Here is a 25,050-nt window from a genome sequence, read left to right as displayed (position 1 = left end):
CGATTACTTGCCTCGCATTGCATAAATTGAGGAGCTTGCGGAATTTCGTTTTTTATCTTGATAAGCATGCGATGAGCTATCACGTTTTTTGCTGTCATTTGCTTTTGTATCCTTACCAAATTGCTTAGATTTTGATGGAGTCTGCTTATTATTGTTATAGGATTTTTTTGTAACACCAGTATCTGATGATTTTGAATTCTTTGATTTATTAGACTGTTTCCCCTGTTTTGGACTGGTATTTCTACCTTGCCCCTGTTTTTTCTTTGGAGTAGGTGTTGTCACAAGCATCGGATAAGCATGTTCGCGGTTCACTGGGATATCACAGTCAATTAATTTCTGAATACTTTTCACATAATCGATTTCATCGATATCACTGAAGGAAATAGAAGTGCCGGTCTTTCCTGCCCGCCCGGTTCTTCCGATGCGATGCACATATGCTTCTGCCTCATTCGGCATGTCGTAATTAAAAACATGGCTTAATTCACTGACATCAATGCCCCTTGCAGCAATATCCGTTGCGACCAATATTCTGATTTTACCCTCTTTAAATTGGGTTAAGGCAATTTGACGGGCATTCTGTGACTTATTACCATGGATCACCCCGGCTTTTATATTGTGGTTGATTAAAAACTTTCCTAACCGATTCGCATTGTGCTTCGTTCTGGTAAAGATAAGGGCATTCTGGACATCATTATGTTCCAGAATATCCAACAATAAATGCTTCTTGTTCGCTTTATCTACATAATATAGGGTTTGATCAATTTGCTTTGCCGTGCTGGAAACAGGTGTGACTTCCACACTAACCGGATCAACAAGAAGCGTATGTACAAGGGTGCGAATTTCCTTCGGCATCGTTGCACTGAAAAATAAAGTTTGCTTTTTTACAGGAATTTGGGCGATAATTTTCTTTACATCGTTCAAAAAACCCATATCTAACATCCGATCGGCTTCATCTAATATAAAAATTTCGATATGTGATAAATCAATAATGCTTTGTTTTATTAAATCATTCAAACGTCCCGGTGTCGCAATTACGATATCCACACCATTTTGGATTGCTCGTTCCTGTGGTTTCTGTGAAACGCCGCCAAAAATGACCGCACTCTTAATTTCGGTATACTTTGCATACGCGCACATATTTTCCTGAATCTGAATTGCCAGTTCTCGAGTGGGGGTTAAGATTAATGCGCGGATATAATCCCGCTTTCCTGCCTGATACAGCTGCTGAATCGTAGGAATTGAAAAAGCCGCGGTTTTCCCGGTTCCGGTTTGTGCACAACCTAAAATATCTTTTCCTTGAAGTGCTTGAGGAATTGCCTTTTCCTGAATAGGCGTCGCATCTTCATAGCCTTGTTCTTTCACAGCCCTTAATAAAGGCTCGATAATGTCTAATTTATTAAATTTCATGATTTTCCTTTTCTACTTAAACAATGAAAAAGCGATACATGGTATAACTTAAAGTATCGCTTCTCCTGCATAATATTAAGTCAGTTTTAACATTATATCACAATATATGCAGATTATCCAATTTTCCTTCTAATTCATACATCATCAGAAAAACATCCTTACGAAGATAATGCACGATTGTTTAACAGACTGACAGACACATCCTGCGATCCATATTGATATTTCATTACATCGATCACTTTCATGCCTTCTCTTAAAGCATATACCGCTTCATGCAATCTCCTTTCTGCCTATTGTATCAAATCCTATAAAAGAAACCCTGCATCAAAAATAATTTCATGTAGGGTTCACAAGCATTAGCTGCTAAATTTATCGTAATATTCCAGATCCTCCAGAACACTGATATCCATGATCGGATTATCATCTAAACGCAGCTCATACAGCGACGTGAGCTTCTTTAATGGCGAGACATCAATGATATAATTCGCTTTCAAAGACAGACTGCTCAAATAGATAAGCTTATCCAGCGGCTGTAAGTCAATAATACTGTTATGATCCAGACGCAATCGAATCAAGTTCACTAAGTTTGATAATGGATGCAAATCCTCCACGACATTATTATACAGGTCGAGAACGCCAAGATTGGTCAGGTTTTTCAATGGTTCTATATCGCGGATACTGTTATTGGCAAGCAGCAGACACTCCAGATTGTACTGCTCTTTCAACGCGTCAATACGGCGGATATTGTTATTACTGACATCAAGCGTGGTCAAACCATTGCAATGATTCAAAATATCGATATCTTTGATCATATTATTATAAAGGCTGAGCTCTTCCAGCTTCCCCGCATGCTTCAGAAAATCTATCGTATGAAGCTGACAGTTGCTGGCTTTGAAATAAATCAATTCTCGTAAATCGGATAATCTTTCTATATGATGAATATGATTATCAGACAAATCCAATTTTTCCAAATGCAACAGGTGTTCCAGAACCGAAACATCACGAAGACCAGTCTGGGCCAGGCGAAGTGCGCTCAGCTGATCCAAATCTTTCAAAAATCCGAAATCATCAACCGGATCGTAGGAAAGATTCAAGTCCTTCAGCTCAGTCAATTCGCTAAGCACACTGACATCACGCAGATATTCATTATTTGATAAATCCAGTACCTGAAGATGCTTCATCGTTTTTAACGGCGAAAGATCACTGAATAAATTGGTCGAAAGCTCCAGATGCTTTAAATTGCTAAGATACGTAAGATCATTGATATCATACATCCACATATGATTCATCGTCAGCACTTCCAGCGAAGGCAGGGTAGCCAATGGATAAATACTAGGTGCCTGACCAGCTACTCCCAAATGAAGCACCCGCAGCCGCTTCATCCCCTCAAGCGGTTCAATGCTGTTGATCTTGGCGCGATCTAAATTCAATTCTTCCAGATTATCCAGTCGTGATATGGCAGTTAAATCCATCATATACAAATTATTGTTGGAAAGATCGAGCCGCTTTAACTCCCGCAGCTGACTAATCGGCCATAACTCTCGTATCTGATTTTTTGATACATTTAAATAGGATAACTGTTCCATCGAGGATAAAACGTCCAGTGAATTTATATAGTTACCGGTTAAGTCAAGATAGGTTAAATTGATTGCATGCTCCAAGCCAGACAAGTCATGGATATCCGCCTTACGGGCACTGAACGATGTCAGCTGAACCAGGTCATCCACGGTTATTTCCTCATCCTCGTGTTTATGAAGATAGTTATGCAGCGCTTCCAGTAATGCTTCATCCTTGATCAGCATAATTCTCCCTCCCGTTCTCTATGTTCATTATACGCCTTCTCGCTTTATTTCGCGAGTGATTCAAGCCGGAGTTCTATACATTTTCCCAACCCGGTGATAAAATGTAAAAAAGGAGAAACAATATGGATCGATTAGAATATATTCGGGTTCAAACAGACCGTATTCTACAGCGGATACCATCCGCGGAGGAGCAGAAATTCGCCTATATCCATTTATACGGCGTATCAAAATGGGCAGCGTTTCTGGCTATGAAGGAAAACCTCGATCCGGAAATTGCGGCGGTATCCGGTATGCTTCACGATATTGCCAGATACCTTGAGAATAGTGCCGATCACGCCGTACGAGGGGCAGAGCTGTCTTTAGAAATTCTCAATCATACCCAGTTATTTACTGCCGATGAAATTTCGATCATTACAAGTGCAATCGCTCATCATAGTGATAAAGAACACATCCACGATGTGTATGATGAACTTTTGAAAAACAGTGATGTATTAGATCATTACTTCTATAATCCCAAAGATCCGATTTCGCCGTCTGATCAAAAACGGCTGCTGCTTCTGTTGAAGGATATACAATAGCTAAATGCTGTAATGCGGTATTCTTTACTAAAAAAATCCTGTTATCATTATGATAAAAATGAACTCGGAAAGTTGATCAGCCAACAAAACGATTACATATTCATACCATTTTTGATAATAGGATTTTTACAATTATTTCTTGATTCCTTTTAATCCACCTTCATGATAATTCGCCAACAGATTTGTATCATAGGAGTAAATGCGCTGTTCACTTCGCCGCATATGATCAAAAGCCAGCTGAATGATTTTATCAAGCAGTTCTCTAAAACCAATACCTATTGCTTCCCATAAATAAAAGGACAGCGAACCGGGGATGGTATTGATCTCATTGACATATACTTGATCATTTACATCATCAATCAGAAAATCAATGCGGCATACACCGGATGCATGAAGGGCATGAAAGGTTTTTAATGCCAGTCGTTTTACTTCCTCATACATATCCTTAGGAAGATCCGCAGGCATTTTACGCGCGGCGCTTGCCATGCCCTTACTTTTTGATTCTCCTTCATATTTATCCTGATAACTCAAAATCTCACTGGATTTCATCACTTCTTCAATTTCTGATGACTCTGCCCTAGAAAGGTCTCCCAATACCGAACAGTTTACTTCCCGCATCGGCTCAATCAGTTTTTCCACAACTGCTTTTTCATCATATTGGAATACCTGGCGCAGGGCAGAAAGCATGTTTTTTTCCTCTTTGACGATCTGAATGCCTACTGAGCTTCCCAGACAAGCCGGCTTTAGAATCAGTGGATATCCCAATTCATTGCATTTCTTCAAAATATTATCATCCAACAATTCATAGGCAGTCACATAGAACCACGGTGGAGTTGGGATATTCTGCCGATCAAGAATTTGTTTCATGATCGTTTTATCCTGGCCGATCGCCGCTCCCAGCACCCGACATCCACAATATGGTATACCCAATAGCTCCAGATAACCCTGCAGGGTTCCATCCTCCCCGTTGGTGCCGTGAATTACCGGAAATGCCAGATCGACCGGTATTGCTTTATGTTTCCATGTGCGGCGAATGAAGCGTATTTCATATTGACTGCCGTTTCGAATCAGCTGCACCGGATCGAGATCATGATCAAGCTTCTCCATATCCTTAAAGGTATTCAACTCACAAAGGCTGCGATCACTGTACATCAAGCCGCTTTTGGCAATATAAAGCGGTACTATTTCATATTTTGAGGGATCTAAGGCCAACATGACCTGCTGTGCTGACAAAATACTGATTTCATGTTCAACGGATCGTCCTCCAAAAATAACTGCTACACGAATTTTCATTAAACCCGCTCCTTTACGCATGTTTCATTTTAGTGTATGCGCCTAGGATATTTATGTTAATGATTAAAGGCGTCCGGCAGATCATTCTCAATCAAAACGGTATCACTGGGTGCAGCGATCTTTCGGCATAAGGCAAGCGCATCCTTTGTCATTTTGACAACATGTATTCTGCTTTGATCCATCTCCGTTCGAAGCAGCCCCTTATAGATATAGCGCGTTTGCTGTTCACCGACCAAAATGACCTCATCCGCATACTGCGGTATCACCTCGCCAAATTGTCGGTTTTCTTCATTTTCCACACTTCCCAAGTCGATAAAACCAGGCGTTATCAGAATATGCCTCCCGGGCATCTGCGCCAATACACCAAGTGCCAGACGTGCAGAAACTGGGTTGGAATTATAAGAATTGTCAATCATCGTAAACGGATATTGATGATTCAGCTCTAATCGATGTTCGATGAACGGTACGCGTTCCACCGCTTGCTGCATCGCCTTCCACGGAATATTCATATACCAGCCGACCGCCAGTGAAGCCAAGATATTAAGAACATTATGTTCTCCCAGTAAGATTGTGTGAAAGGTATAGGACTCCCCGCTTGCATCTACCTGAAAGGTGGTTCCCCCGGCATCGCTTATAATATTATAAGCCCGCAGATCTGCATCCTTTTGATGAATACCATAGCGAATAATTTTACAGGTATTCTTAATTTCATAATTTCGGATATAATCATTATCCATATTGATTACACCCAGACCGTCTTTGGGAAGATGTTCAATCAGCTGCATTTTCTCCTGTAAGATATTATCAATCGAATGAAATGTCTGAAGATGTTGAGGCCCCACCGCACTGACTACACCGATGCGCGGCTTCACAAATTCTGCCAGCCTTGTTATCTCATGAATATGATCAGCTCCCATTTCACAGATAAAGGCCTGATGAACCGGCTTGAGCTGTTCTCGGATCGATCGGGTAATACCCATAAGGTTGTTATAGGACTTTGGTGTTTTAAAACAATAGAATTGTTCACTCAATACATGATACATAATATTTTTCACTGATGTTTTGCCATAGCTGCCGGTGATGCCGATGCGCATCTGATTTGAATATTTTTGCATGATTCGTTTGGCATCACGGACATACCACTTGCGGATACCCTGTTCAATCGGCATCATCAGCCATTGGGAGGGCAGAATCAAAAGCCATGGCGAGAAGAACTGCAAACAGGCAAGACAGATGAAGGCTCGAATACCGAGCAATCGGTAAAGCAAGTACAGCCAGCCCCATGTAAGCAGGCTCATCATAAGCGACAATCGTTTTATTCGTGCTGTCCATACCAACGGCAGAATCGCGGTATGGCGATGGTCTGCCTGATACAGCACATAGCTGTAAACCAGCATCAGCAAGGTCATTAAGGTCATCATAATAGATGTTCGATTCATCATGGCAATACCCAGACAAGGAATAAACCAGATCATCAAAGCAAATGATACGTTCGATGATTTTATGCGCTTTGCGCACCAGTCTATATAACGTCTTAAATTATAGCGATTTTGCTGAAGAATATGCAGCGCGTGCTTGATGGAAACCAATTCAAAGCAATAGATGCTTACAAACAAAATCACCTTACTCATAATCCGTACGCTCCCTTACCAGAAAACAATCCAATACCCTCAGGAAACGGTTCATTTGATGAAAGTATGCAAAATGATCATCCCCATCGAAAATGGCCAGCGCCGCATTCGGCATCTTTTTCGCAAGCTTTTTTCCCATCCAGAGCGGTGTCTGTTCATCCAGCGTGCCCCATACCAATAAAGTTTCTGTGTGAATCGAGGATAACATCGGAGTAATATCCTCATTGACACATTTTACAAGAATCTGCCGCATGATTGATGAGGCATCTTGAAAATCTCGGCTTCCCTCGTTTCCCTTAATAAGACCCAGATGTTTTTTTATTTTATACCAATATACCTTTCCATAATACTCCATGCTGTGATGCGGACGAATACCTGCTGCACCAGTTAATATCATCTTATGCACAGAATGATTGAGCGCGTAGCGAAAAGCGATCCTGACTCCAAATGAATGAGCGATTAAAATCGGATTCTCTGCTTCATATACATCCAAAACTTCCGATAAAAAATCCGCATAATCCTGTATCGACCATGCGGTATCCGGTTCCTCACTTTCCCCAAAACCGGGAAGATCCATCATAATCACTTGAAACCATTCTTTCATATGATCAAAAATGGGCCGCATCATTTCCATATTCTGACCCCATCCATGAAGCAGTACAACACTCTGTCCGCTTCCTGCCGTCTCCACATTGACAGTTTGTCCCTTTACCGTTATAAGCATAGAAATCCTCCTACATATCATGTATATGTAGAAATGTAAGCTTTTAGACATAAAGAAAAACAGATGTTCACCCAATGTCTTAACAAAATGGCATTGTGCTTTCATCTGTTTATTTTTTATAGATCCTGAAAATCACACCATCGCTGGTATTTTCACCTGCTACCTCAAAGCCATTGGCATGAACGACCTTCGCTACGATGGATAAGCCCAGACCAAACTGTCCGCCTTGCCCTTTTTCATATGGCTTAAACAGTACCTTTAAACGATCATCACTCATGGAAGGACCATCATTGCTGATCGTTAATTCCGATTCGTGAAGCCGTATCGTTATATTCGTTTTCGCATAGCGCAGTGCATTTTCCAATATATTTTCAACGGTTACCCGCCAGGATTCCTCTAGGCCTTCAAAGAAAATATCATCATCGAGCTCAGTAATGATATCAATATCAGAGCGGATTGCCTTCGTAGCCAGCACTACGGTTTCAATGACCTGATGCATGTCGGTAATCGCTCCGTTATTATCCTGCGATATCAGATATTCAACGCGATTCAAAAACAGTAAGGAATGTACTTTCTTTTCCAGACGATCTGCATTGTCGATGATAACATCAACGCTCTTTTCCAGCGTATCATACGGATAAATACCGTCCTTGATGCTTTCTCCATATGATTTGATCGTAGCGATCGGCGTTTTCAGATCGTGAGATATATTGTGAATCATTTCTTCCTTGGTTTTTTCTTGACGTTTTAGTTCCTGACGCATGCTCATCAGCGCATCAGCCAGCTCGCCGATCTCGTCCCGCCGTGTAATTTTCAAGTCCGCATCTTCTCCGGTCTTGATCTTTTCTATGTAATTTCGGATCTGATTCAAGGGATGAATCATGGTTGCCATCCATACCATCAAAATGATAAAAAACAGTCCGACTACCACTACGGTAACGTTGATTACACTGCTTACAAGTGTTGTTCGGAAGCCTTCCATGTAGGCTGAATCAATCGCTGTTACCAAGGTAAGCGACTGCCCCTTTGAGCTGAACACCTTCACCGCTTTATAATACGTTGTGACACTGTTACCATGATAGGAAAACTCTTGGCTGTCACCCTTCATTTCCTTTACTTTTGTAATAATGTCCTTTGATAATCCCGTATCTAACTGCAGCTTACGGTCGCTGCGGTCAATAATGGAATTGATCTGCTTGTCCGTTTGTACAATGATCATATGTGAAAGATAAGGATCCTGAATGAGCCGATCCAGGTCATTGACCGCGAGCTGCTCATCTTTCAGCCGTGAAATTATCTCTTTCTGCGTGCGATCAATCGTTGAAAACATCTGTGATTCAATTACTTTATTGATATTGCCATTCAAATACACAAAGAAAAACACACAGAAGAATGTCACAAAGAAGAAAATAAGGGCAAACAGCTGCTGGGATAAAGACAGCTGTTTTACCCATGTTTGAAATTTACGCATTATCCTAAACGGTATCCGTAACCGTAAATCGTATGAATATTCAGTTTAGGAAGCTTCTTACGCAGTCTTCTGAGTGTATCGTCCACAACGCGGTCACTGCCGAAATAGTTCTCTTCCCAGACATTCTCCAAAATCTTTTCACGACTGAAGGCAATTCCTTTATTTTTGATAAACATCATCAACAAATCAAATTCTTTCGTCGTTAAATCAATTTCCGCATTGTTATCAAAAATTTTGCGCTGTTCTTCATCCAGTTCATAACCATCGATCAGAACCCGCTTATTTTCCGTTTTATACGTACGCTTCATAACATTGTTTACCCGCAGTACCAATTCCTTTGGCGAAAACGGTTTGGTGATATAGTCATCACTGCCCTTTTCCAGACCAATGATGCGATCAAATTCTTTATCCCGGGCAGACATAAAGATAACCGGAATCTCTTTACCCGAATATTTAATTGCTTCGATCAGATCAAAGCCGCTTTTATCATCCAGCATGATATCCAAAATCCACAGATGCACATCATCATCTGTAACATGGGCGTTGGCTTCTTCATACGTATAGTAGGAACGAACCTCATAACCCTCTTTTCTTAAATACTGACTGACTAGATCATTCAGGTTCTTTTCATCTTCTACAACGCAGATAACTTTTTTCATAAGCTCACCTCTATGCTTATTTTAGCCCAAATGATTTGAAAAAAAAAGGACTTTCTTAAAGTCCCTTTGTTTTTATAAAATTTACTACACGGTTTACATATAAATCACACAATTCATCTGTCTTGGCTTCGACCATGACCCGAACCAATGGCTCTGTACCGCTTGGACGCACCAAAATACGGCCTTCGTCACCCAGTTCCTTGCTTACCAGATCAACCTGTTCCAATAATTCTTCGTTTTCCAGCGCACGATGCTTATCATTTACTTTAACATTGATCAGCAATTGAGGATAGATAAACAGATCTTCTGTTAATTCACTTAATTTCTTACCGGTTTCCCGCATTACTTTTAAAAGCATCAATGCCGTAAATAAACCATCACCGGTATTTTCATAGGCGTTGAAAATCACATGTCCTGATTGTTCACCGCCGATAGAATAGTCATTCTTCTCCATGCACTCATACACATATTTATCACCGACTGCCGTTTGCTCATAACTGATTGAAGCACGATCGAAGGCACGGTATAATCCCAGGTTGGACATAACTGTCGTCACGACCTTATTATCCTTTAGGGTGCCGTTTTTATGCATGTGGCAGCCGCAGATATACAGAGTATGATCGCCGGTGATCAATTCTCCATTCTCATTTACGGCAATTAAACGATCTGCATCACCGTCAAAGGCAAAACCCGCATCATAATGTCCGCTGCACATCAGCTCCTGTAAACTCTCTGGATGCGTAGATCCGCAGTCGGTATTGATATTGACACCATCCGGCTGTGCGTGGATCACTTTCAGATTTGCCCCCAGATCCTTCAATGTTTCAACCGCAGTAGCAGTCGCTGAACCATTCGAAAGATCCAATGCGATATTCATGCCGGATAAATCTATATCGACACACGCTTTTAAATAACTGATATACAGCTCCAAGCCGTCTTCCCAACGAATCACTGAACCGAGCGCATCATTGATCGCCAGTTCCACATCGCCTTCACCATCCATATAGGATTCGATTCCCAGCAGTATTTCTTCCGGCATTTTCTTGCCTTCATGGTTGAAAAGCTTAATTCCGTTGTCATAGTACGGATTATGACTGGCGGAAATCATTACTCCGCAGTCAAAGCGTTCTTTTTGTACCAAATATGAAATACTCGGAGTAGGACATACACCCAGCAGATAGACATTTGCGCCGGCAGAAGTAGCACCGGCTGCCAGCCCCATTTCAAACATACTGCCGGAAAGACGCGTATCCTTTCCGATCAGGATGCGGGCATGACGATCCTGTCCGAAATAACTTCCGATATACTTTCCGATGGCAACCGCCATATCCAGCGTTAAATTGTCATTCGCTCTGCCGCGCACGCCGTCTGTACCAAAATATTTACCCATATTGTCAGTCTCCTTTACTAGTCAGGTAATACCAGTTTAATCTTGATGCTTGATTTTGATAACGAATAGCTTACTAATTTATTTTTACCCGAGACGAGCAGCGGAACTTCCTGCGTTCCCGGCTGGGTAACTTTACTTAAATCAAAATAAACGCTGATATCCTCTGCTTTTAACTTATCAAGCACTTTTTTCGCCCCGGACACGATAACATCCGCATAAGCATCTTCCTTGTTTTCCGTAGCGACCTGGAATCCCTTCTTGTTATTTTTGAAGGCGATCGGAATATTCTTAATCGTGGTTTCCTCTCGATCTGCCAGCTTCACTTCGATGTTCACTCGCTGAATGGAAGCTTTGGTGACGCCGGTTGGCAAAATGATCGGCATCGGTACGGTCTTATCACCGTTCAACGTGCTGGCCGGCAGTTGTATCTGCAGCTCGGAAATCTCATCCAGCACTTCTTTTGGACCGTACAGGGTAACTGAATCATGATCCAGCGTATAGGATTCTATCGCTTTCCCATTTGGAACCTTGCCAACCGGAACTACTGTGATCGGCACATCCTTGGTTGGTGTGGTAACTTCTACTTTGGCCTTCATTTTGCTTGGCAGGATATCGACATCGATACGGTTTCCATTCTGATCATAAGCTACAATTTCCGCTTCTGTCTCAAACGTTTTCGTAACTCCGGATACATCAATCAGCGCTTTCACAAATGCGATTTTATCAACCGTTTCCTGTGAGGCGTGCACAATGACTTCACCCTGTTCAAATTCCGGCTTGCCCAATGAGTATATTTTATCCATCTTATCCGTATTGACGAAATCATAGCCCAGAGTAAATACCTTGCTGGTCTTTCGCTTGATCGTTACCATTGCGGTACTCGGATTCAATGTTACTTTTACCCGCGGTGAAAAGTTCACCGGCTTTAAGGTTACCTCATGGGTTCCTTCGGTAAATTCACTCAAATCAGCCACGACCTGAAAGTTTTTCTGTGAGTTCAGCAGCTGAATATCGCTTAATTCACCGACTACTACCGCACTGACCGATTCCGGCAGTCCGCTCACTTCATATACCTCATTACTAACCACTGTCGATACCGGAATATTATCAATGGTCGTAGTGCTCTTATTGGTCGCAAAGATATTGCTGGAATCATCACCGGCATTTACCACCATATACAGCAGCACCGCTAAAACCAGCGCAACTGCTTTACCATGCTTCTGATTAAATAATATTTTATCGACCCAAGTGGATATCCAGCGGAAGAATTTCGCAACCGTATTTTCCACATTGGCATAGGTTCGAGTGAATTTTTGTCCTTTTTCTGCGATTGACTTAGCCAGTTCAGTTTTCCCTTCCCGGCTCAGCTCGGTCTTTTTCTTTCTTGCCATCAGGATTCACTCCCTTCGGAATTATCTTTTTCAGCTTTTTTCTTCGGTGTTTTCTTTTTCGCAGTTTTAGACGTCTTATATGAAATCGTCTCTGCTTCGATCATCTCATCCATATCCAGCTGATCCGTTTTTTTCTTCACTGTTTTTGTTTTTTTCGCTGCAGCGGTTTTCTTCGTTCCAGCAGCCCGTTTTTTCGCCGGTTTCGCTTCTGCTTTATCTGAATCCGCTTTTTTCGCTGCGGCTTTTTTCATATTTGGTTGTTCAGTATCAGGATTTGCTTCAGCTTTTGGAAGCTCCTGCATCGTTTCCTCTGCATCCTTTACAACCTCTTCAAACATAGATTCCAGTTTATCCTCTGTCCGCGGCTCTGCTGCCGCTGCCTGATCCAAAATCGGCTCCGGCTCCGGCGCATCCACCGTCTTTTTCGTCCGTTTGAACCGAGAATTTTTTACTGCTTCATTTGGTTTATCCTTTTTGTTTTTACCGCGGAAATGAGCAATAAAGGAATTCGCTTTATGATCCGGTGAATCGGTATCGATCAGCAGATTATTCGGATTTTCTAAATCGCTTTCCCGTTTAATCTTATGAGAAACTATTTCATTCTGTGTTTGACAGATTACCATCAGCAGATATTCACGCAGGCTCTTTTCACTTACTACGGTCAGCTTACCGCCTTCGGCAATAGAGATATTACCGGTTTCTTCCGAAACAACGATCGTTACCGAATCGGTTATTTCCGAAATTCCCACCGCGGCCCGATGACGTGCACCATAGCTGGAAGGAAAATCAATCGTGGTCGGCGGGAAATAAGCAGCCGCGCAGGCAATCTTAACCCCCTGAATAATCACAGCACCATCGTGGAGCGGAGTACCTACCATAAAAATCGAACAGAGCAGTTCAGAGGTGACAACGGAATTCATCGGAGTACCGGTTTTAATATAATCGGCCAGGGAATGACCCTGTTCCAAAGAAATCAGTGCACCGGTCTTACTTTTTGACATCTCAGAGCACGCTTTTACCAGTTCATCAACCAGTTTCTCCCGTTCATTGACCGTAAGCGTTGTAATTTTAGAGAAAATACTGGTCTTACCGAGTTTCTCCAATAACGCGCGAATTTCCGGCTGGAATACGATGATAATTGCCAGAAACCCCCATTTAACAAATAAATCTGAAATATAACGCACCGTTTTCAGACCCAAGAATACCGCAAGTGCATGGATGATAAAAATCAGCAGAATTCCCTTAAAAATCTGAATGGTACGAGAGTTGTTTTTAACAATCTTGATACAATAATAAATAACGACCCAAACACAGCCGATATCGGCTAACAGCCGCAAGAGTGCTATAAAATTGTTATATGTGAAATAATCAAGCATAAGAACACTCCTTTCGCATTTTACATTATAGCATAAAACTGTATGCAAGCCTTATTATTTTCCATTGGAAATTACCAGCGATCTTAATTTTTATCAAGCAGGCTGCCAATCGCGGCGGCAACACTTTCAAAGCTGTCGGATGCCTGTTTTTGAATGATTGCTTCTGCGTGATTAAGAGTAAAACCATGATAGGCTTCAATCATCGGCAAATCATTATAGGAATCACCGATGACAAAGATCTCATCTTTCGCTGCCTTAACATACTCCTGAAGGAATTGAATGCCCTTTGCCTTACTGATACAATTGGGTACTACATCGATGCAGTCCACATTCACATAGGCACATACTGTATCTGCGTAACGCTCATTGATGATTTGGGCAGTCTGTTTCGCCAATTCCATATTATCTAAAGAGAGTACAAACTGAGCAATCTTTCGATTTGCCAATACTTCCTCCACTGATTTTGTAGCCTTGATCATGCCGTATTTACGATCCGGCCGAGAAGCATCCACAACCACCTTAGCTCGATGAAAACCGTCATTGATCACATAGGAAAAGCAGCGCACGGTCTTGATATATTCCAATACCTTTAAAGCCCGCTCAAAATCCATAACTGTCTCCTGAAGCAGATTTCCTTCCCAATCATATATGACCCCGCCATTATTCCCGATGATATAATCACAGGATAATGTATTTCGTTCAATCTCAGATAGGATCGACTCCATACTGCGTCCAGTTACTATGACAAACAGATTGCCGGCATCCCGCCATTTCTGTATCATCCTTTTATTTTCTTCACTCACATCCTGACCAATACGGAGCGTTCCATCATAATCACTTGCGAAAATTTTCATCCTGCACCTCCACGAAATCAATCTTCTCTATTTTAACAAAGTTCTTTCAATAACAAAACTCATTTCCATAAATTACTGGAATACCAAACTATCAGATAACCACAATAGTATCAGGAGGTGTTATTCATGGCTGAAAAGAAATACCGTCCGGGTCAGAACTGTGAACAGACTGACAAATACAGTTTATATGACGAAAAGGGCAAACTTCTGAATGAAGACATCGACGTGGAAAAAGGCAAAAGATTCCCACCGTCACAGCAGAAAAACTGTTACTACAAGGCTCAGTAGTTTACCGATGTAATATTCTGAGCAGAAAAGCCGCTGAAAAAGCGGCTTTTCTTATATCCTTTTATCATCTTAAACCATCATGTATCAACAGACCATATGATATGACGAAAGCGCAAAAAGATATCATTTTTCAACAAGCAAAGAAGCATCATTTATGAATCCATATAATAAATCAAAATCGTCATTTCTTACATTGCTGTCATGCAGATTTGATAAACAGTATGTATGAAATATGATGAATATTCGTCTTTTTTGTTTTTTTACACATTAAAACAATAAAAAACCCCTTTACTTAGAGGGGTTACTTTATTTATGGTGCCGACACGCAGAATTGAACTGCGAGCTGAGCATTACCATTGCTCTGTATTACCATTATACTATGTCGGCGTTCGGGTCTTAACCGTGTTCTTTCAGAACCCGATAGAGACTTGCCATCGGCAAACCCATTACATTATAATAGTCTCCGACAATTTTTTCAACTAAAAAAGCACCTTTTCCCTGAATTCCATAGGCACCAGCCTTATCCATCGGTTCATTGGTATCAATATATTCCCAAATTTCATCATCATGAAGTGAATAAAATGTGACATCAGTGTGCTGATGAAAGGTGATTTCTTCCTGTGGATACAAAACTGCAACCCCGGTAATTACCTGATGCGTGCGACCGGAAAGTCGTTTCAGCATTTCAAATGCCTGCTGTTTATCACGTGGTTTGCCCAATACTTCACCGTCAATGCATACAATGGTATCAGCGCCGACGATGATATCTTCCGGAAAAGATTCCTTAACGGCCAGTGCTTTTTGTCGGGCTATTTCTTCAATGGCTTTGCCCAGCGGTAAACTCGTATTGATAAATTCTTCTGTTTGTACTCCCTTTGCGGTAAAAGGAATATCCATTCTTGCCAATAATTCCCTGCGACGCGGTGAATTACTCGCCAGGATAACACGTTTCATGATTCGCTCGCCTCCGTACAATCTGTGATCTTCGGTTCTTTCCTTATCCAATGCTTTACATATAACAAACTGCCTCCAAACAATGCCGCAAACGGAACTGTGAAGCCGATCACGATTCGCATGACCATGTGGAAAAAGAAATCCTGCGGAAACATCTGAATCATGATATCCGTAGCGGGATTCAGCAGCCATAGATCATTGGTGAAAAACAGCTCATGGAAACTCGTCCAAAAAGAGTAAAAATCAATCAATGCCCATATACAAAGCATGCCGATAATAACCAAAAAAGCTAAAGAAACCTGCATGAACCGATAAGCCAGCGATCCCAACAGCCCTTCCTGCCGTTTCCATAGCAGCACCGCTATTCCAATGATCAACACAATCACAGCAGCCAGTCGTACTTTCCGCACATTTTGATAAAGATCTTTTACATCGATCATATGATCGCTTTCTCGCTTATTGAAAACTTCTCGTGTTTCTCCATATACCTGAGCTTTTACCAGAATATCATCACGGTCATCCTGCAAATAATCAAGCAATGTATTGGTGGCACGCATTAGATCCTTTTGACTCATGCCGATATGCTCCGCGGTATTCATTGCGGCATATTCATCTTCAAAGAAACCACGATTAAACGCATTGATATCGACACTGGTTATCAATAATATCGCAATCACAGAAACAGCTACTGCCACGGCTATAAATTTTTTTATTCGCTGCATATCATCACTTCCTAATAAGCAGACCTATCATAACACAAGTCGTTTTTCTTTACCAACATAAAAACAGAACGAATCATTTGATTCGCTCCCTTTATTCAATCGCCTCAAGCTGCATATTATATACCCCATTTAAATTTGCCAGCTGCTTAATTACCTGATCCATCATGATATCCATATCACTCATATCCATAGAAATCACGACATTAGCCCGATCGTGGATCGGTATATTTTGATTAATTGTCAGGATATTGGCATTCATACTGGAAAGCTCATTGAGAACTTCGGACAGAATGCCTTTTTTATGCATCAGCGTAAATGAAATTACCGCTTTTCTTCCCATGAAATTCTGTGAGGGAAGAAATACATAATCTTTATATTTGTAATAGGTACCGCGGCTTATGCCAACTCGCTTGACTGCTTCGGAAATCTGTTTAACTTCACCTTCCTGAAGCAAATTCCGTGCTTCTACAACTTTTTCATAGACCTCCGGCAGAATACTGGATTCTACTATCAAATACTTTTCCATAACGATACCTCCTTTATCATCAAACATCCATTCTATTAGATTGATGTCTTACCTTTTTCCTAATAAAAAACAACTATTCTTCAGTTTTAAATTTTACCACATATAGTTAATATCGTCCATAACGAAAGTATTTAATCCTACGTTATCCAGTATTCTTGAGCATCCCTTAAAATCGCTGCAAGGCGTGTCATAAGCTTAGCGGCTCACATATAATACAGTATCAAACATAAATGAGGAGGAAAGCCTATGAAATCCATTCATATTGCGATATTAGGTGCTACCGGAGCGGTAGGCCAGACCATGCTGGAGATGCTGCTGGAACGAAAATTCCCCTACCGTAAGCTCACCCTTTTGGCAAGCTGTCGAAGCGCGGGCAAGGAAGTAAGTGTAAACGGACAGAATTTTGTCATTCAGGAAGCGACTCCGCAATCATTTAAGGGAGTCGATTTGGTACTTTGTGCCGCAGAAAACGATGTAGCTGGTTTCTTTATCCCCTATGCCGTTAAAGCGGGAGCGATCGTCATTGACAACAGCAGTGCTTATCGATTAGATCCGTCAGTACCGCTGATTATTCCGGAAGTAAACAAAGAAGCCATTAAGCATCATCAAGGAATCATCGCAAATCCTAACTGTGCGACCATAATCGCATTGGTGGCACTTGCCCCGCTTCATCGCTATGCACACATCACGCGGATGATCGTTTCTACCTATCAAGCAGTATCCGGCGCTGGAATCGGCGGAATGAAAGAGCTCAATGATCAGATGCAGGCACTGGCTGATCATAAACCGATCCAAACTAAATATTTTCCATATCAAATAGCATACAACTTGATCCCGCAGATTGGTGATTTTAATGATAAGGGATACAGCAGTGAAGAAATGAAAATGCAGAATGAGGGAAGAAAAATATTAAACGCTCCAAATCTGGCCGTCAACTGTACCTGTGTAAGAGTCCCAACCATGCGTTCTCATGCGGAGTCAATCACGGTGGAATTTGATGAACCGATTGATGTTTCAACAGCCAAAGAATTGTTGATAAATGCACCAGGCATCAAGCTTGTCGATGATCCGATAAATGCCCGATATCCGATGCCGCTGGAAAGTCAAAATCAGGACTTGATCTATGTTGGCCGCATCCGAGAAGATATCAGCACGGATAAACATGGACTTTCTCTTTGGTGCTGCGGCGATCAAATCCGCAAAGGAGCAGCTACCAATGCGGTACAGATTGCGGAAACATTTCTATAAACAAAAATTGTCCGTCACGGACAATTTTTATTACCATATTTATTCTACGATTTCTGCTTCTACCTCTTCAACTTCCTCGTTTTCCTGTGGTCTTGCTTCCATTTCCAGCTCAACCGCCTCTTTCATCGGATGCGCAAGATTGTTTAAACGGTCAATAATTACACCACCGGTATACAACAGAAATGCATATGCAAAATAAGAGGAACATTCGGTAAAATAATATTTGCACACGTCCTTCATGTTATCCGAGATTGAAAATCCGTTTGTCGTTACAAGACCACTAATGTACTCATAACTGTGCCAAACGGAAAAAGCTCCGATCAGCAGAAAAATAACGGCTAACACATAAAGGGTAATAACGGGAACTGATACTTTTTTCTTGTTCATGTTTCTTTCCTTCCTATCATTCGATAACGTTTCTATTATCACGCAACAATGCCGCAAAATTATGGTATTTTTGTCCAAAGTTACGTGATTATTCTGTTATGTTAACACAATCAGACTCATAAATAAATACCATAACAGCTGGTAACCGCGTCCAGACCAGCCTGAATATCCGATATGGAAATACCGGCAGCTAGCCGCTTTTCGTCACTGAGGGCGCTGAGGCGGTCATAAAAATCCATAGCAACCTTCAAATGATCCAGATCTGTGTTGGTAATGGAATCCTGAAGCAGCTGCATCGCATCCTTTACGCGATTGCTTTCAAGCAGTTTCATCAGCTGCAAATGAAGCTTATCTGACTCACTAAGGTTTTGTTCATCCACTATTTCATATTCAGGACCAGCCTTATGCAGTACTCCGATCGCGATCATTTTTGTCAAGTCTTTGATCTGACGCATGATCCAATCCTTCTCAAACATCGACATGTAAAATTCCTACTTTCTTTAAGCTGATTGTTACGAATCTTTATTATATATATGCTGTGAATCAGCGAATTTGACGAATCAAAAAAAATACTTTAACAGCCTATCAGACTGCGCATGATCTCTTATTTATCCTGGTGAAACTGCTTTTCAGCTGTCTCCAGCAGCTCATCAACATTTGATCCATCCTCTGGCTTACATACACAACAATAAGAAGGTAGGATGAATTCCTTTTTCCCATGAACATGCAATTTCCAAATCATTTGTAAAATAAATTCATCAATATTATTGCCAGCTTCCTGAAATAAGGCAATAATTATGATTTCTTCGTTTAATCTCGCTGCAAGCGTACCTTTTTGAAAACATTCTGTAATACTTTGAGATACATGAGTCAGATATTCTTTTTTCTGGGTATTCGATACCTTCATAGATACTTCATAAAAGTTTGTCATTCTAATATATACCAGCTTCAAAAAAGAATCATTCTTATCCATTTCTCGGTTCGCATAATAGCGAAATCCTTCTAAATTCAGCAGACCGCTTTCGGGATCGGTAAACCGTTCACGTTTCAAGTCCTTATTCTTTTTATTCAACAAATACAGAAGCCAGATCAAGCCGTATATTACAATGCCGCTTATCATACAGCCAACAGTGATCGTGATATTTGTGAAATCGGATACCCACTTTTCTTTTGGCAGTAAACTAATGCTCCATTTTGCCGGCAAACGAAATTCCAGTTTAACCGCATCAGAAAAATCTACGGTTTTATCTGACACTGCGATCACCGTCTTGTTCTGTCCCAGTTCATCTACCCGCCATAATTCATAATCATAATCTGCTTCCTCAAGCATCTTTAACTGCAGGCGTTTCATGACCTTGTTTTGATCCAAAGCTGCTACGATTTCACCCTGATATTCATTTCCTGCATCCATGATCGGGTAAATAAAGTAAAATACCTTTCCGTCATACGAAGGCAGAGCTTCCGGTCCTTCGATAACTTTATCTTTTATCACTTTAGCTAATGTATGACTATACGGAAATTCACTTAACTTTTTACCTTTTAATGCATCATATGTCTGGGGCTGAATATTTTCCAAAGCATCATGTCTAAAATATGCAAGATAAACAATCTCATCATGCTTTGACAATAAACGCTGACTGATTGTTTCAAAGGCCTGAATATCTCCTGAATCTCCCAGATTAAGCTCAGCAAATGCGGCATAATTCATATGATTGAAATTTTCTTTTAGCTTACTTGCAAATATCGTTCCCATCGTTTTTGCTTGCTGGCGATGCTGATCCTCTAAAGTCCGCACTGCCATATTTTTAAAAAACATCGATAATACCAAAATCAGGATGGCGAGACCGATGAACAAGACCTTTGTCTTCCTATTCATACTCCTGTTCTCCGTTCAGATAAAGCGAATAACAGCCTTTTCCGTGTCGTTTCACATCATAAAGTGCTTTGTCAGCATTGGCGATCAGAGTATCTAAGGATGCTTTTCTATCCCATGAGCATGCTCCGATACTGCAATGTATGCTTATATCCTGATCTTTCCACGTTACTGAAAAATGAAAGCGCTGAACAAGCTCCTGCAGGATCGAATGCAATTCCGCAAGATCGTCAATATCACGAAGGATCAGAATAAATTCATCACCGCCGTATCTGCCGGAAAATCCGTCATACCGTTTTTCATACTCACGCAGAATTATACCGACCTGTTTTAATGCGATATCACCTACGCTATGTCCATATGTATCATTTAATATTTTCAAATCGTCCAAATCCACAAAGCAAAGTGTAATCAATGTATCCTCATCATCTGAGCTTAATAATTTATTTGCTTGGTTAAGAAAAATGTTCTTGTTGAAAGACCGGTTAACTCATCCTTCAGACCCTTGCTCGACATTTGCAGGATATTCTCATAATCAATTTGCTCGACTTCATCACTATGAAATAGTTTCTTTTCAAGATCATGAAATGTCATTAAAAGGGAATTATTTGCTTCTGCCTGTTTCTTCATCTGTTTTACAGTATACAAATAAAGCAATACCAGAAACAGAAGCATAGCCACATTCATAAGTATGATTTCAGGTACGATCGGCAGCAAAGCAGATAAGAAATCAGCCGTAACCAATACATCCCAATTCGTCCGCTTGATCGGTCCAAAGGAGGTATGTTGAATGTTGCCGCTATTCATACTGGTAAATGAACCTGATTTCCGGCTTAACAGCAAAGATTCAAGCTGATCAGTCGTTAGTTGAAATATCGTTGTATCTCGCAGAATATCCATGTAATCCGCACCATAACTTAACCCATTTGTCGAGGACATAATCTGCCCCTTTGAACCGATTAAAACGGCTTCTACCCCGTCTGAGGACATTGCTTGATTCAATAAATGAATAATTTCATCAAAATAGATCGAACAGAACAAACCACCGGTCATCTCACCATTCATCAAAAGCGGAACTGCCACTGTGTAGTTCAGAGTAACGCCGTCTGCACCGGCAACAAAGCTGTCTGTAACAACATTGCTTCTGGTAGCGTACAGCTTCTGCATATGCTCGCGGCTTGCTAAGCTCGCAGGCTCTTTTCACCCAGTGTATATACCTGTATATCTTCATCCATATAACAAATGAACATATAACCGTATTGTTCGTTGATCTTATCCAATTTGGCTACTTTTTCTTCCCATGGTATCTGCGGATCATAAAACTCAGGAAGTGATGATAGCGATGTCAGCAGCTTCAAGGATTCATCAATTTTTTGTGAAATCAGCGAGGATACACTCTGATAAGCATTTTTCGCGGACTGCTGCATTGATCTGGTACTTAAATAAATGCCGCCCGAGGTTATCAGCAAAATGCAGATCAAAGCAAGCAAAAAGAATCTTTTACGCACGGCTGTGAATAAAAGGTCATTTTTATATTGCGGTTTTGATGATTTCCCTTTGTCCATTGCTAATACCCCTCATTTTCAACAACATAAATATTATCTGTTTTGCTTTATGCGTTTTCTAAAATACACCGTTATTTATTAGCTATATTCTAACATAACCATTCATCAATACAACCTTCAATTCGATTGATTTCAGAAAATACAAACAAAAAAAGGATCAAGCCCTAACAAGTATAGGCATTGATCCTTTCCTCACTGTCCTTTTATGGATTTCAGAATTTTTATTTAGTCGATCGTTACGTTAGAAGCTTGAGGACCGCGGTCACTGTCTGTAATCTCAAAGCTTACATTCTGTCCTTCTTCTAAAGAACGGAAACCGCCGGTCTGAATTGCTGAATAGTGAACGAAAATGTCTTTCCCTGCTTCACTTGTAATAAAACCGAAACCTTTGTCTGCATTAAACCATTTAACTTTACCTGTACTCATGTATAGTACCTCCTTATTATAAATAAGAAGCACTCAAGAAATAAAAAATCACATAAATGTAAGATTGTTAGCCTTGAGACATAATTACAATTTACATATCATGTGAATCATAGTTATATTGCTTGTTATCTGTGATTAACTATACCATGAACAAGGATATGTGTCAAACAATTTAATCGGTTACTTTAATTTACAGATCATTTCGTCTTTTTTTCAGCAAACATTAAAAAATTCCTTTGAATAGGGCTTATTTAACAAATGGTGCAGCAGAAGAGAATTAAAAAAATACAAAATATTGATGATTTTAGCTAATTTAGACCATTTAAAAACATATAAATTATAGTTTTTTCTATCATATTTTTATTTTTCACTAAAAATTGTTCTAAAAGTGTTCTAAAAAATATATCCTCCTCCCTACATTATTTTGATTTAAAAAGGCAGAGTAGTAAGAAATAGTATTTCTTTTCGTTAAATCCGATAAAGATTTGACATATTTTTTCTAACATAATCACTAGGTGTCATCGTATCTTTAATTTCTCTTAAAACATTATCCAATTATTATATTATGATCTAATATTCATATTTTTCTAAAATTACAAACCATCTCCTATTAACAACTATAGTTTCACTGAACAAGTTGAAACATCCATATTATATCAATTTTTTTAAGATACAATGTTGCAAAATCTCATTTTAATTACCCAAAGTTTATTTATAACCATGTGTAGTTGATCATAAACTATACATAGATAAGTTTTATAAATTAGCTATATAGAGGTAACATTCTATATATGAAAGCGCTATCATTTTGTTAGGTAAGTTGCATACAATAGAAAGAAGATGAATTTATGAAGCTTTTTATAGAATTTAATAAATGGAAATTCAGTATACAAATCTCAATGTTATAAACCATTGAGGTTGTAAGAAAGGAGAGATTATGTCTAAAAAAACAAAATATATTCTACTGTTTTTATTAGGTTTTATTGTAGGAGGCGTACTTTTTGAATTGATATTTTAAAAAGGAGTGTAATTAATATGATTAAAATAGAAAAGAGTAAATTTATTCTATCTTTATTTATAGGTATATGTATGATGTTTATTTCAAGTGTAACTAATGTTAAGGCTATAGACAAAATCGAAGTGAAACCAGCATCTAATGAAGAAACAGCACAGCTATCTGAAATAATATATTCTCCAAATAGTAATTACGTTCAGTTGCGTGATAATCATTTAGAAGTATTCGATGCTACACCAAGATCGGCCAGTGGAGTAGCGGTATTCATCGCCGGTATAGTAGTATGCTGGATAATTGATGGAATTGTGAAGTGGAAAACAAATCACACACCGGCTGATTTTGTTGCTGGAGGATTGCAAGCTGTAGAAGACTTCGTGAAGGTTAACCACACATCAAAGCGTCGTCTTACTAAAGTAATATCTGATAGAAGATATGTCATAGGATATACTACTTCTTCAGGTCAACAGTGTTATCGAGCTAATCCAAATCAAAATTGGTCATGTTTAAATTCAATCCTTCCATTTAAAGAAGAAATTTAGTAACATGAAAAATCCCCCTATCTCAATTAAGAGATAAGGGGATTTTCTTATTCATAATATACGTAATACGCAGGAGCCGCATCCAAAACAACATCCTTCTGTCCGATATGAATTCGGATAGCACCATTTGGATTGCTTCGTGTTTCAGGATAAGTCTCTAGAACTTTGAAGTCTCCATTGATTCAGAAGCGTTCGCCTGGCTTAAAGATCTGATCTCCAACGTTTGCACCATAACCATTCACTCCATCACACGGAATGGCATCGATCCAGTTCTGATTGAATACTGGCCGGCCGCAGACTAACTCATAGAAAGCAATTGCTCCATTGCTGAAACCTTTCTTATCGCTCCCAATTACTTCCCTCACCGCGTAATGTTAGGGTATGCAGCAAGATCTCCCGGTTAGTAAACATGATTCTGATTAATCATGCGAAACTTACCGGAAGGTGTCGTTTGCGGTTTTTATCCTAAATGAGCAGCAACCTTGTTCTTAAATGTCTGTCAACTGTATGGTACTCCTACTCTCATCTGAGCAGGGCAGTTCTTACCTGATCAATCGTGATGCTGGAATAAATGTTTGCGCAATAGTTGATAAATTAGTTTCCATTAAACCCTTTGATGATCAACAAATAAAGATGAAATGTTGGACACTTGATGAATATTTTAAATTCATAAAGTTAGCGGATGATTTTCAATATAAGGCATTATATTCTCTATTTTATTTTACTGGATTGCGTCGCGGTGAAGCGTTTACATTAAACTGGAATGATATAGATTTCAATAAGAAAACTCTTAAAGTAACTAAAACAATTACAAATAAATTAAGCAAGCAGGACAGAAAAAAGGTTTAAAGTATAAAATAACTGCACCGAAATCAAAAAGAAGTATACGAACGATTTCCATACCCAAAATACTAGCAGATATGTTAACACA

Annotated in this window: 26 protein-coding genes and 1 tRNA gene; 5 read left to right on the top strand and 22 right to left on the bottom strand. The window is 40.0% G+C overall.

Annotated features, from left to right (window positions below):
* Positions 1 to 3 precede the first annotated feature (3 nt).
* Positions 4 to 1,407: a DEAD/DEAH box helicase gene (locus tag GSF08_RS03240; RefSeq protein ID WP_160624388.1), complete on the bottom strand. Its 1,404-nt coding sequence runs from the start codon at positions 1,405 to 1,407 to the stop codon at positions 4 to 6.
* Between the two features lie 356 nt (positions 1,408 to 1,763).
* Positions 1,764 to 3,209 (bottom strand): leucine-rich repeat domain-containing protein, encoded by a 1,446-nt coding sequence (locus GSF08_RS03235; RefSeq protein ID WP_160624387.1) that lies wholly within the window; start codon positions 3,207 to 3,209, stop codon positions 1,764 to 1,766.
* Between the two features lie 122 nt (positions 3,210 to 3,331).
* Here GSF08_RS03235 and GSF08_RS03230 point away from each other — a divergent pair, with 122 nt between their 5' ends.
* Positions 3,332 to 3,787, top strand: coding sequence for an HD domain-containing protein (locus GSF08_RS03230; RefSeq protein WP_160624386.1), 456 nt, complete (start codon positions 3,332 to 3,334; stop codon positions 3,785 to 3,787).
* 132 nt (positions 3,788 to 3,919) lie between these two features.
* Here the strand turns inward: GSF08_RS03230 and GSF08_RS03225 are convergent, their stop codons facing one another.
* The 9 genes from GSF08_RS03225 to GSF08_RS03185 all read right to left on the bottom strand — a co-directional run bounded on the left by GSF08_RS03225 (position 3,920) and on the right by GSF08_RS03185 (position 14,576).
* Positions 3,920 to 5,080: a D-alanine--D-alanine ligase family protein gene (locus GSF08_RS03225; RefSeq protein ID WP_160624385.1), complete on the bottom strand. Its 1,161-nt coding sequence runs from the start codon at positions 5,078 to 5,080 to the stop codon at positions 3,920 to 3,922.
* A gap of 56 nt (positions 5,081 to 5,136) precedes the next feature.
* On the bottom strand, positions 5,137 to 6,711 hold the full coding sequence (locus tag GSF08_RS03220) for a UDP-N-acetylmuramoyl-tripeptide--D-alanyl-D-alanine ligase (protein ID WP_160624384.1): 1,575 nt from the start codon (positions 6,709 to 6,711) through the stop codon (positions 5,137 to 5,139).
* Positions 6,704 to 7,435, bottom strand: a complete 732-nt coding sequence (locus GSF08_RS03215) for an alpha/beta fold hydrolase (protein ID WP_160624383.1) — start codon at positions 7,433 to 7,435, stop codon at positions 6,704 to 6,706. Before GSF08_RS03215 ends, GSF08_RS03220 begins: the two co-directional genes overlap by 8 nt.
* A 109-nt stretch (positions 7,436 to 7,544) precedes the next feature.
* Positions 7,545 to 8,906, bottom strand: coding sequence for a HAMP domain-containing sensor histidine kinase (locus GSF08_RS03210; RefSeq protein WP_160624382.1), 1,362 nt, complete (start codon positions 8,904 to 8,906; stop codon positions 7,545 to 7,547).
* Positions 8,906 to 9,565: a response regulator transcription factor gene (locus tag GSF08_RS03205; protein ID WP_160624381.1), complete on the bottom strand. Its 660-nt coding sequence runs from the start codon at positions 9,563 to 9,565 to the stop codon at positions 8,906 to 8,908. The genes GSF08_RS03210 and GSF08_RS03205 overlap by 1 nt, the downstream gene beginning before the upstream one ends.
* Positions 9,566 to 9,620: 55 nt before the next feature.
* Complete coding sequence (gene glmM / locus GSF08_RS03200) at positions 9,621 to 10,955, bottom strand: phosphoglucosamine mutase (RefSeq protein WP_160624380.1); 1,335 nt, start codon at positions 10,953 to 10,955, stop codon at positions 9,621 to 9,623.
* Positions 10,956 to 10,972: 17 nt separating this feature from the next.
* Entirely contained in the window at positions 10,973 to 12,346 is a 1,374-nt protein-coding gene (locus GSF08_RS03195) for a CdaR family protein (protein ID WP_160624379.1), read from the bottom strand.
* Positions 12,346 to 13,722 carry a diadenylate cyclase CdaA gene (gene cdaA / locus GSF08_RS03190; RefSeq protein WP_160624378.1) on the bottom strand — a complete coding sequence of 459 codons (1,377 nt, stop codon included), beginning with the start codon at positions 13,720 to 13,722 and terminating at the stop codon, positions 12,346 to 12,348. The genes GSF08_RS03195 and cdaA overlap by 1 nt, the downstream gene beginning before the upstream one ends.
* Before the next feature lie 83 nt (positions 13,723 to 13,805).
* Positions 13,806 to 14,576 carry an HAD-IIB family hydrolase gene (locus tag GSF08_RS03185; protein ID WP_160624377.1) on the bottom strand — a complete coding sequence of 257 codons (771 nt, stop codon included), beginning with the start codon at positions 14,574 to 14,576 and terminating at the stop codon, positions 13,806 to 13,808.
* A 126-nt stretch (positions 14,577 to 14,702) separates the two neighbouring features.
* On the opposite strand from GSF08_RS03185, the gene GSF08_RS11500 reads away from it, so the two are divergent.
* Positions 14,703 to 14,864 (top strand): hypothetical protein, encoded by a 162-nt coding sequence (locus tag GSF08_RS11500; protein ID WP_249805831.1) that lies wholly within the window; start codon positions 14,703 to 14,705, stop codon positions 14,862 to 14,864.
* A 313-nt stretch (positions 14,865 to 15,177) separates the two neighbouring features.
* Here the strand turns inward: GSF08_RS11500 and GSF08_RS03180 are convergent.
* The 4 genes from GSF08_RS03180 to GSF08_RS03165 all read right to left on the bottom strand — a co-directional run bounded on the left by GSF08_RS03180 (position 15,178) and on the right by GSF08_RS03165 (position 17,066).
* Positions 15,178 to 15,251, bottom strand: a tRNA-Thr gene (locus tag GSF08_RS03180).
* Positions 15,252 to 15,260: 9 nt separating this feature from the next.
* Positions 15,261 to 15,818 (bottom strand): Maf family protein, encoded by a 558-nt coding sequence (locus GSF08_RS03175; protein ID WP_249805829.1) that lies wholly within the window; start codon positions 15,816 to 15,818, stop codon positions 15,261 to 15,263.
* On the bottom strand, positions 15,815 to 16,540 hold the full coding sequence (locus GSF08_RS03170; RefSeq protein ID WP_160624376.1) for a TIGR01906 family membrane protein: 726 nt from the start codon (positions 16,538 to 16,540) through the stop codon (positions 15,815 to 15,817). The genes GSF08_RS03175 and GSF08_RS03170 overlap by 4 nt, the downstream gene beginning before the upstream one ends.
* A 91-nt stretch (positions 16,541 to 16,631) precedes the next feature.
* On the bottom strand, positions 16,632 to 17,066 hold the full coding sequence (locus GSF08_RS03165) for an ACT domain-containing protein (RefSeq protein ID WP_160624375.1): 435 nt from the start codon (positions 17,064 to 17,066) through the stop codon (positions 16,632 to 16,634).
* A gap of 246 nt (positions 17,067 to 17,312) precedes the next feature.
* Between GSF08_RS03165 and GSF08_RS03160 the strand changes: the two genes are divergently transcribed.
* Entirely contained in the window at positions 17,313 to 18,314 is a 1,002-nt protein-coding gene (locus GSF08_RS03160; RefSeq protein ID WP_160624374.1) for an aspartate-semialdehyde dehydrogenase, read from the top strand.
* A 39-nt stretch (positions 18,315 to 18,353) separates the two neighbouring features.
* Here the strand turns inward: GSF08_RS03160 and GSF08_RS03155 are convergent, their stop codons facing one another.
* From GSF08_RS03155 to GSF08_RS03135, 7 genes are all read right to left on the bottom strand, one after another.
* The gene (locus tag GSF08_RS03155) at positions 18,354 to 18,701 is read right to left on the bottom strand and encodes a hypothetical protein (protein ID WP_160624373.1); all 348 of its coding nucleotides are present in this window, start codon (positions 18,699 to 18,701) and stop codon (positions 18,354 to 18,356) included.
* Positions 18,702 to 18,817: 116 nt separating this feature from the next.
* The gene (locus GSF08_RS03150; RefSeq protein ID WP_283809451.1) at positions 18,818 to 19,177 is read right to left on the bottom strand and encodes a DUF6483 family protein; all 360 of its coding nucleotides are present in this window, start codon (positions 19,175 to 19,177) and stop codon (positions 18,818 to 18,820) included.
* Between the two features lie 128 nt (positions 19,178 to 19,305).
* On the bottom strand, positions 19,306 to 20,577 hold the full coding sequence (locus GSF08_RS03145; protein ID WP_160624371.1) for a GGDEF domain-containing protein: 1,272 nt from the start codon (positions 20,575 to 20,577) through the stop codon (positions 19,306 to 19,308).
* A complete protein-coding gene (locus GSF08_RS11495; RefSeq protein ID WP_347337981.1) occupies positions 20,570 to 21,040 on the bottom strand; it encodes a GGDEF domain-containing protein in 471 nt (156 codons plus the stop codon). The genes GSF08_RS03145 and GSF08_RS11495 overlap by 8 nt, the downstream gene beginning before the upstream one ends.
* Positions 21,010 to 21,741 (bottom strand): PDC sensor domain-containing protein, encoded by a 732-nt coding sequence (locus GSF08_RS11490; RefSeq protein WP_249805827.1) that lies wholly within the window; start codon positions 21,739 to 21,741, stop codon positions 21,010 to 21,012. The genes GSF08_RS11495 and GSF08_RS11490 overlap by 31 nt, the downstream gene beginning before the upstream one ends.
* Before the next feature lie 14 nt (positions 21,742 to 21,755).
* Positions 21,756 to 22,139, bottom strand: a complete 384-nt coding sequence (locus tag GSF08_RS11485; protein ID WP_249805825.1) for a hypothetical protein — start codon at positions 22,137 to 22,139, stop codon at positions 21,756 to 21,758.
* Between the two features lie 225 nt (positions 22,140 to 22,364).
* Complete coding sequence (locus GSF08_RS03135; RefSeq protein ID WP_160624370.1) at positions 22,365 to 22,565, bottom strand: cold-shock protein; 201 nt, start codon at positions 22,563 to 22,565, stop codon at positions 22,365 to 22,367.
* A gap of 1,035 nt (positions 22,566 to 23,600) precedes the next feature.
* On the opposite strand from GSF08_RS03135, the gene GSF08_RS03130 reads away from it, so the two are divergent.
* Together GSF08_RS03130 and GSF08_RS03125 are read left to right on the top strand one after the other, a co-directional pair.
* A complete protein-coding gene (locus GSF08_RS03130; protein WP_160624369.1) occupies positions 23,601 to 24,119 on the top strand; it encodes a hypothetical protein in 519 nt (172 codons plus the stop codon).
* Between the two features lie 492 nt (positions 24,120 to 24,611).
* Complete coding sequence (locus tag GSF08_RS03125) at positions 24,612 to 24,968, top strand: tyrosine-type recombinase/integrase (RefSeq protein WP_160624368.1); 357 nt, start codon at positions 24,612 to 24,614, stop codon at positions 24,966 to 24,968.
* Positions 24,969 to 25,050: the final 82 nt, after the last annotated feature.

Source organism: Copranaerobaculum intestinale (assembly GCF_009831105.1).
GTDB lineage: Bacteria > Bacillota_I > Bacilli_A > Erysipelotrichales > Erysipelotrichaceae > Copranaerobaculum > Copranaerobaculum intestinale.
Note: the sequence above shows the minus strand (reverse complement) of the source record. Positions and strands in the feature narration are given on the sequence as shown.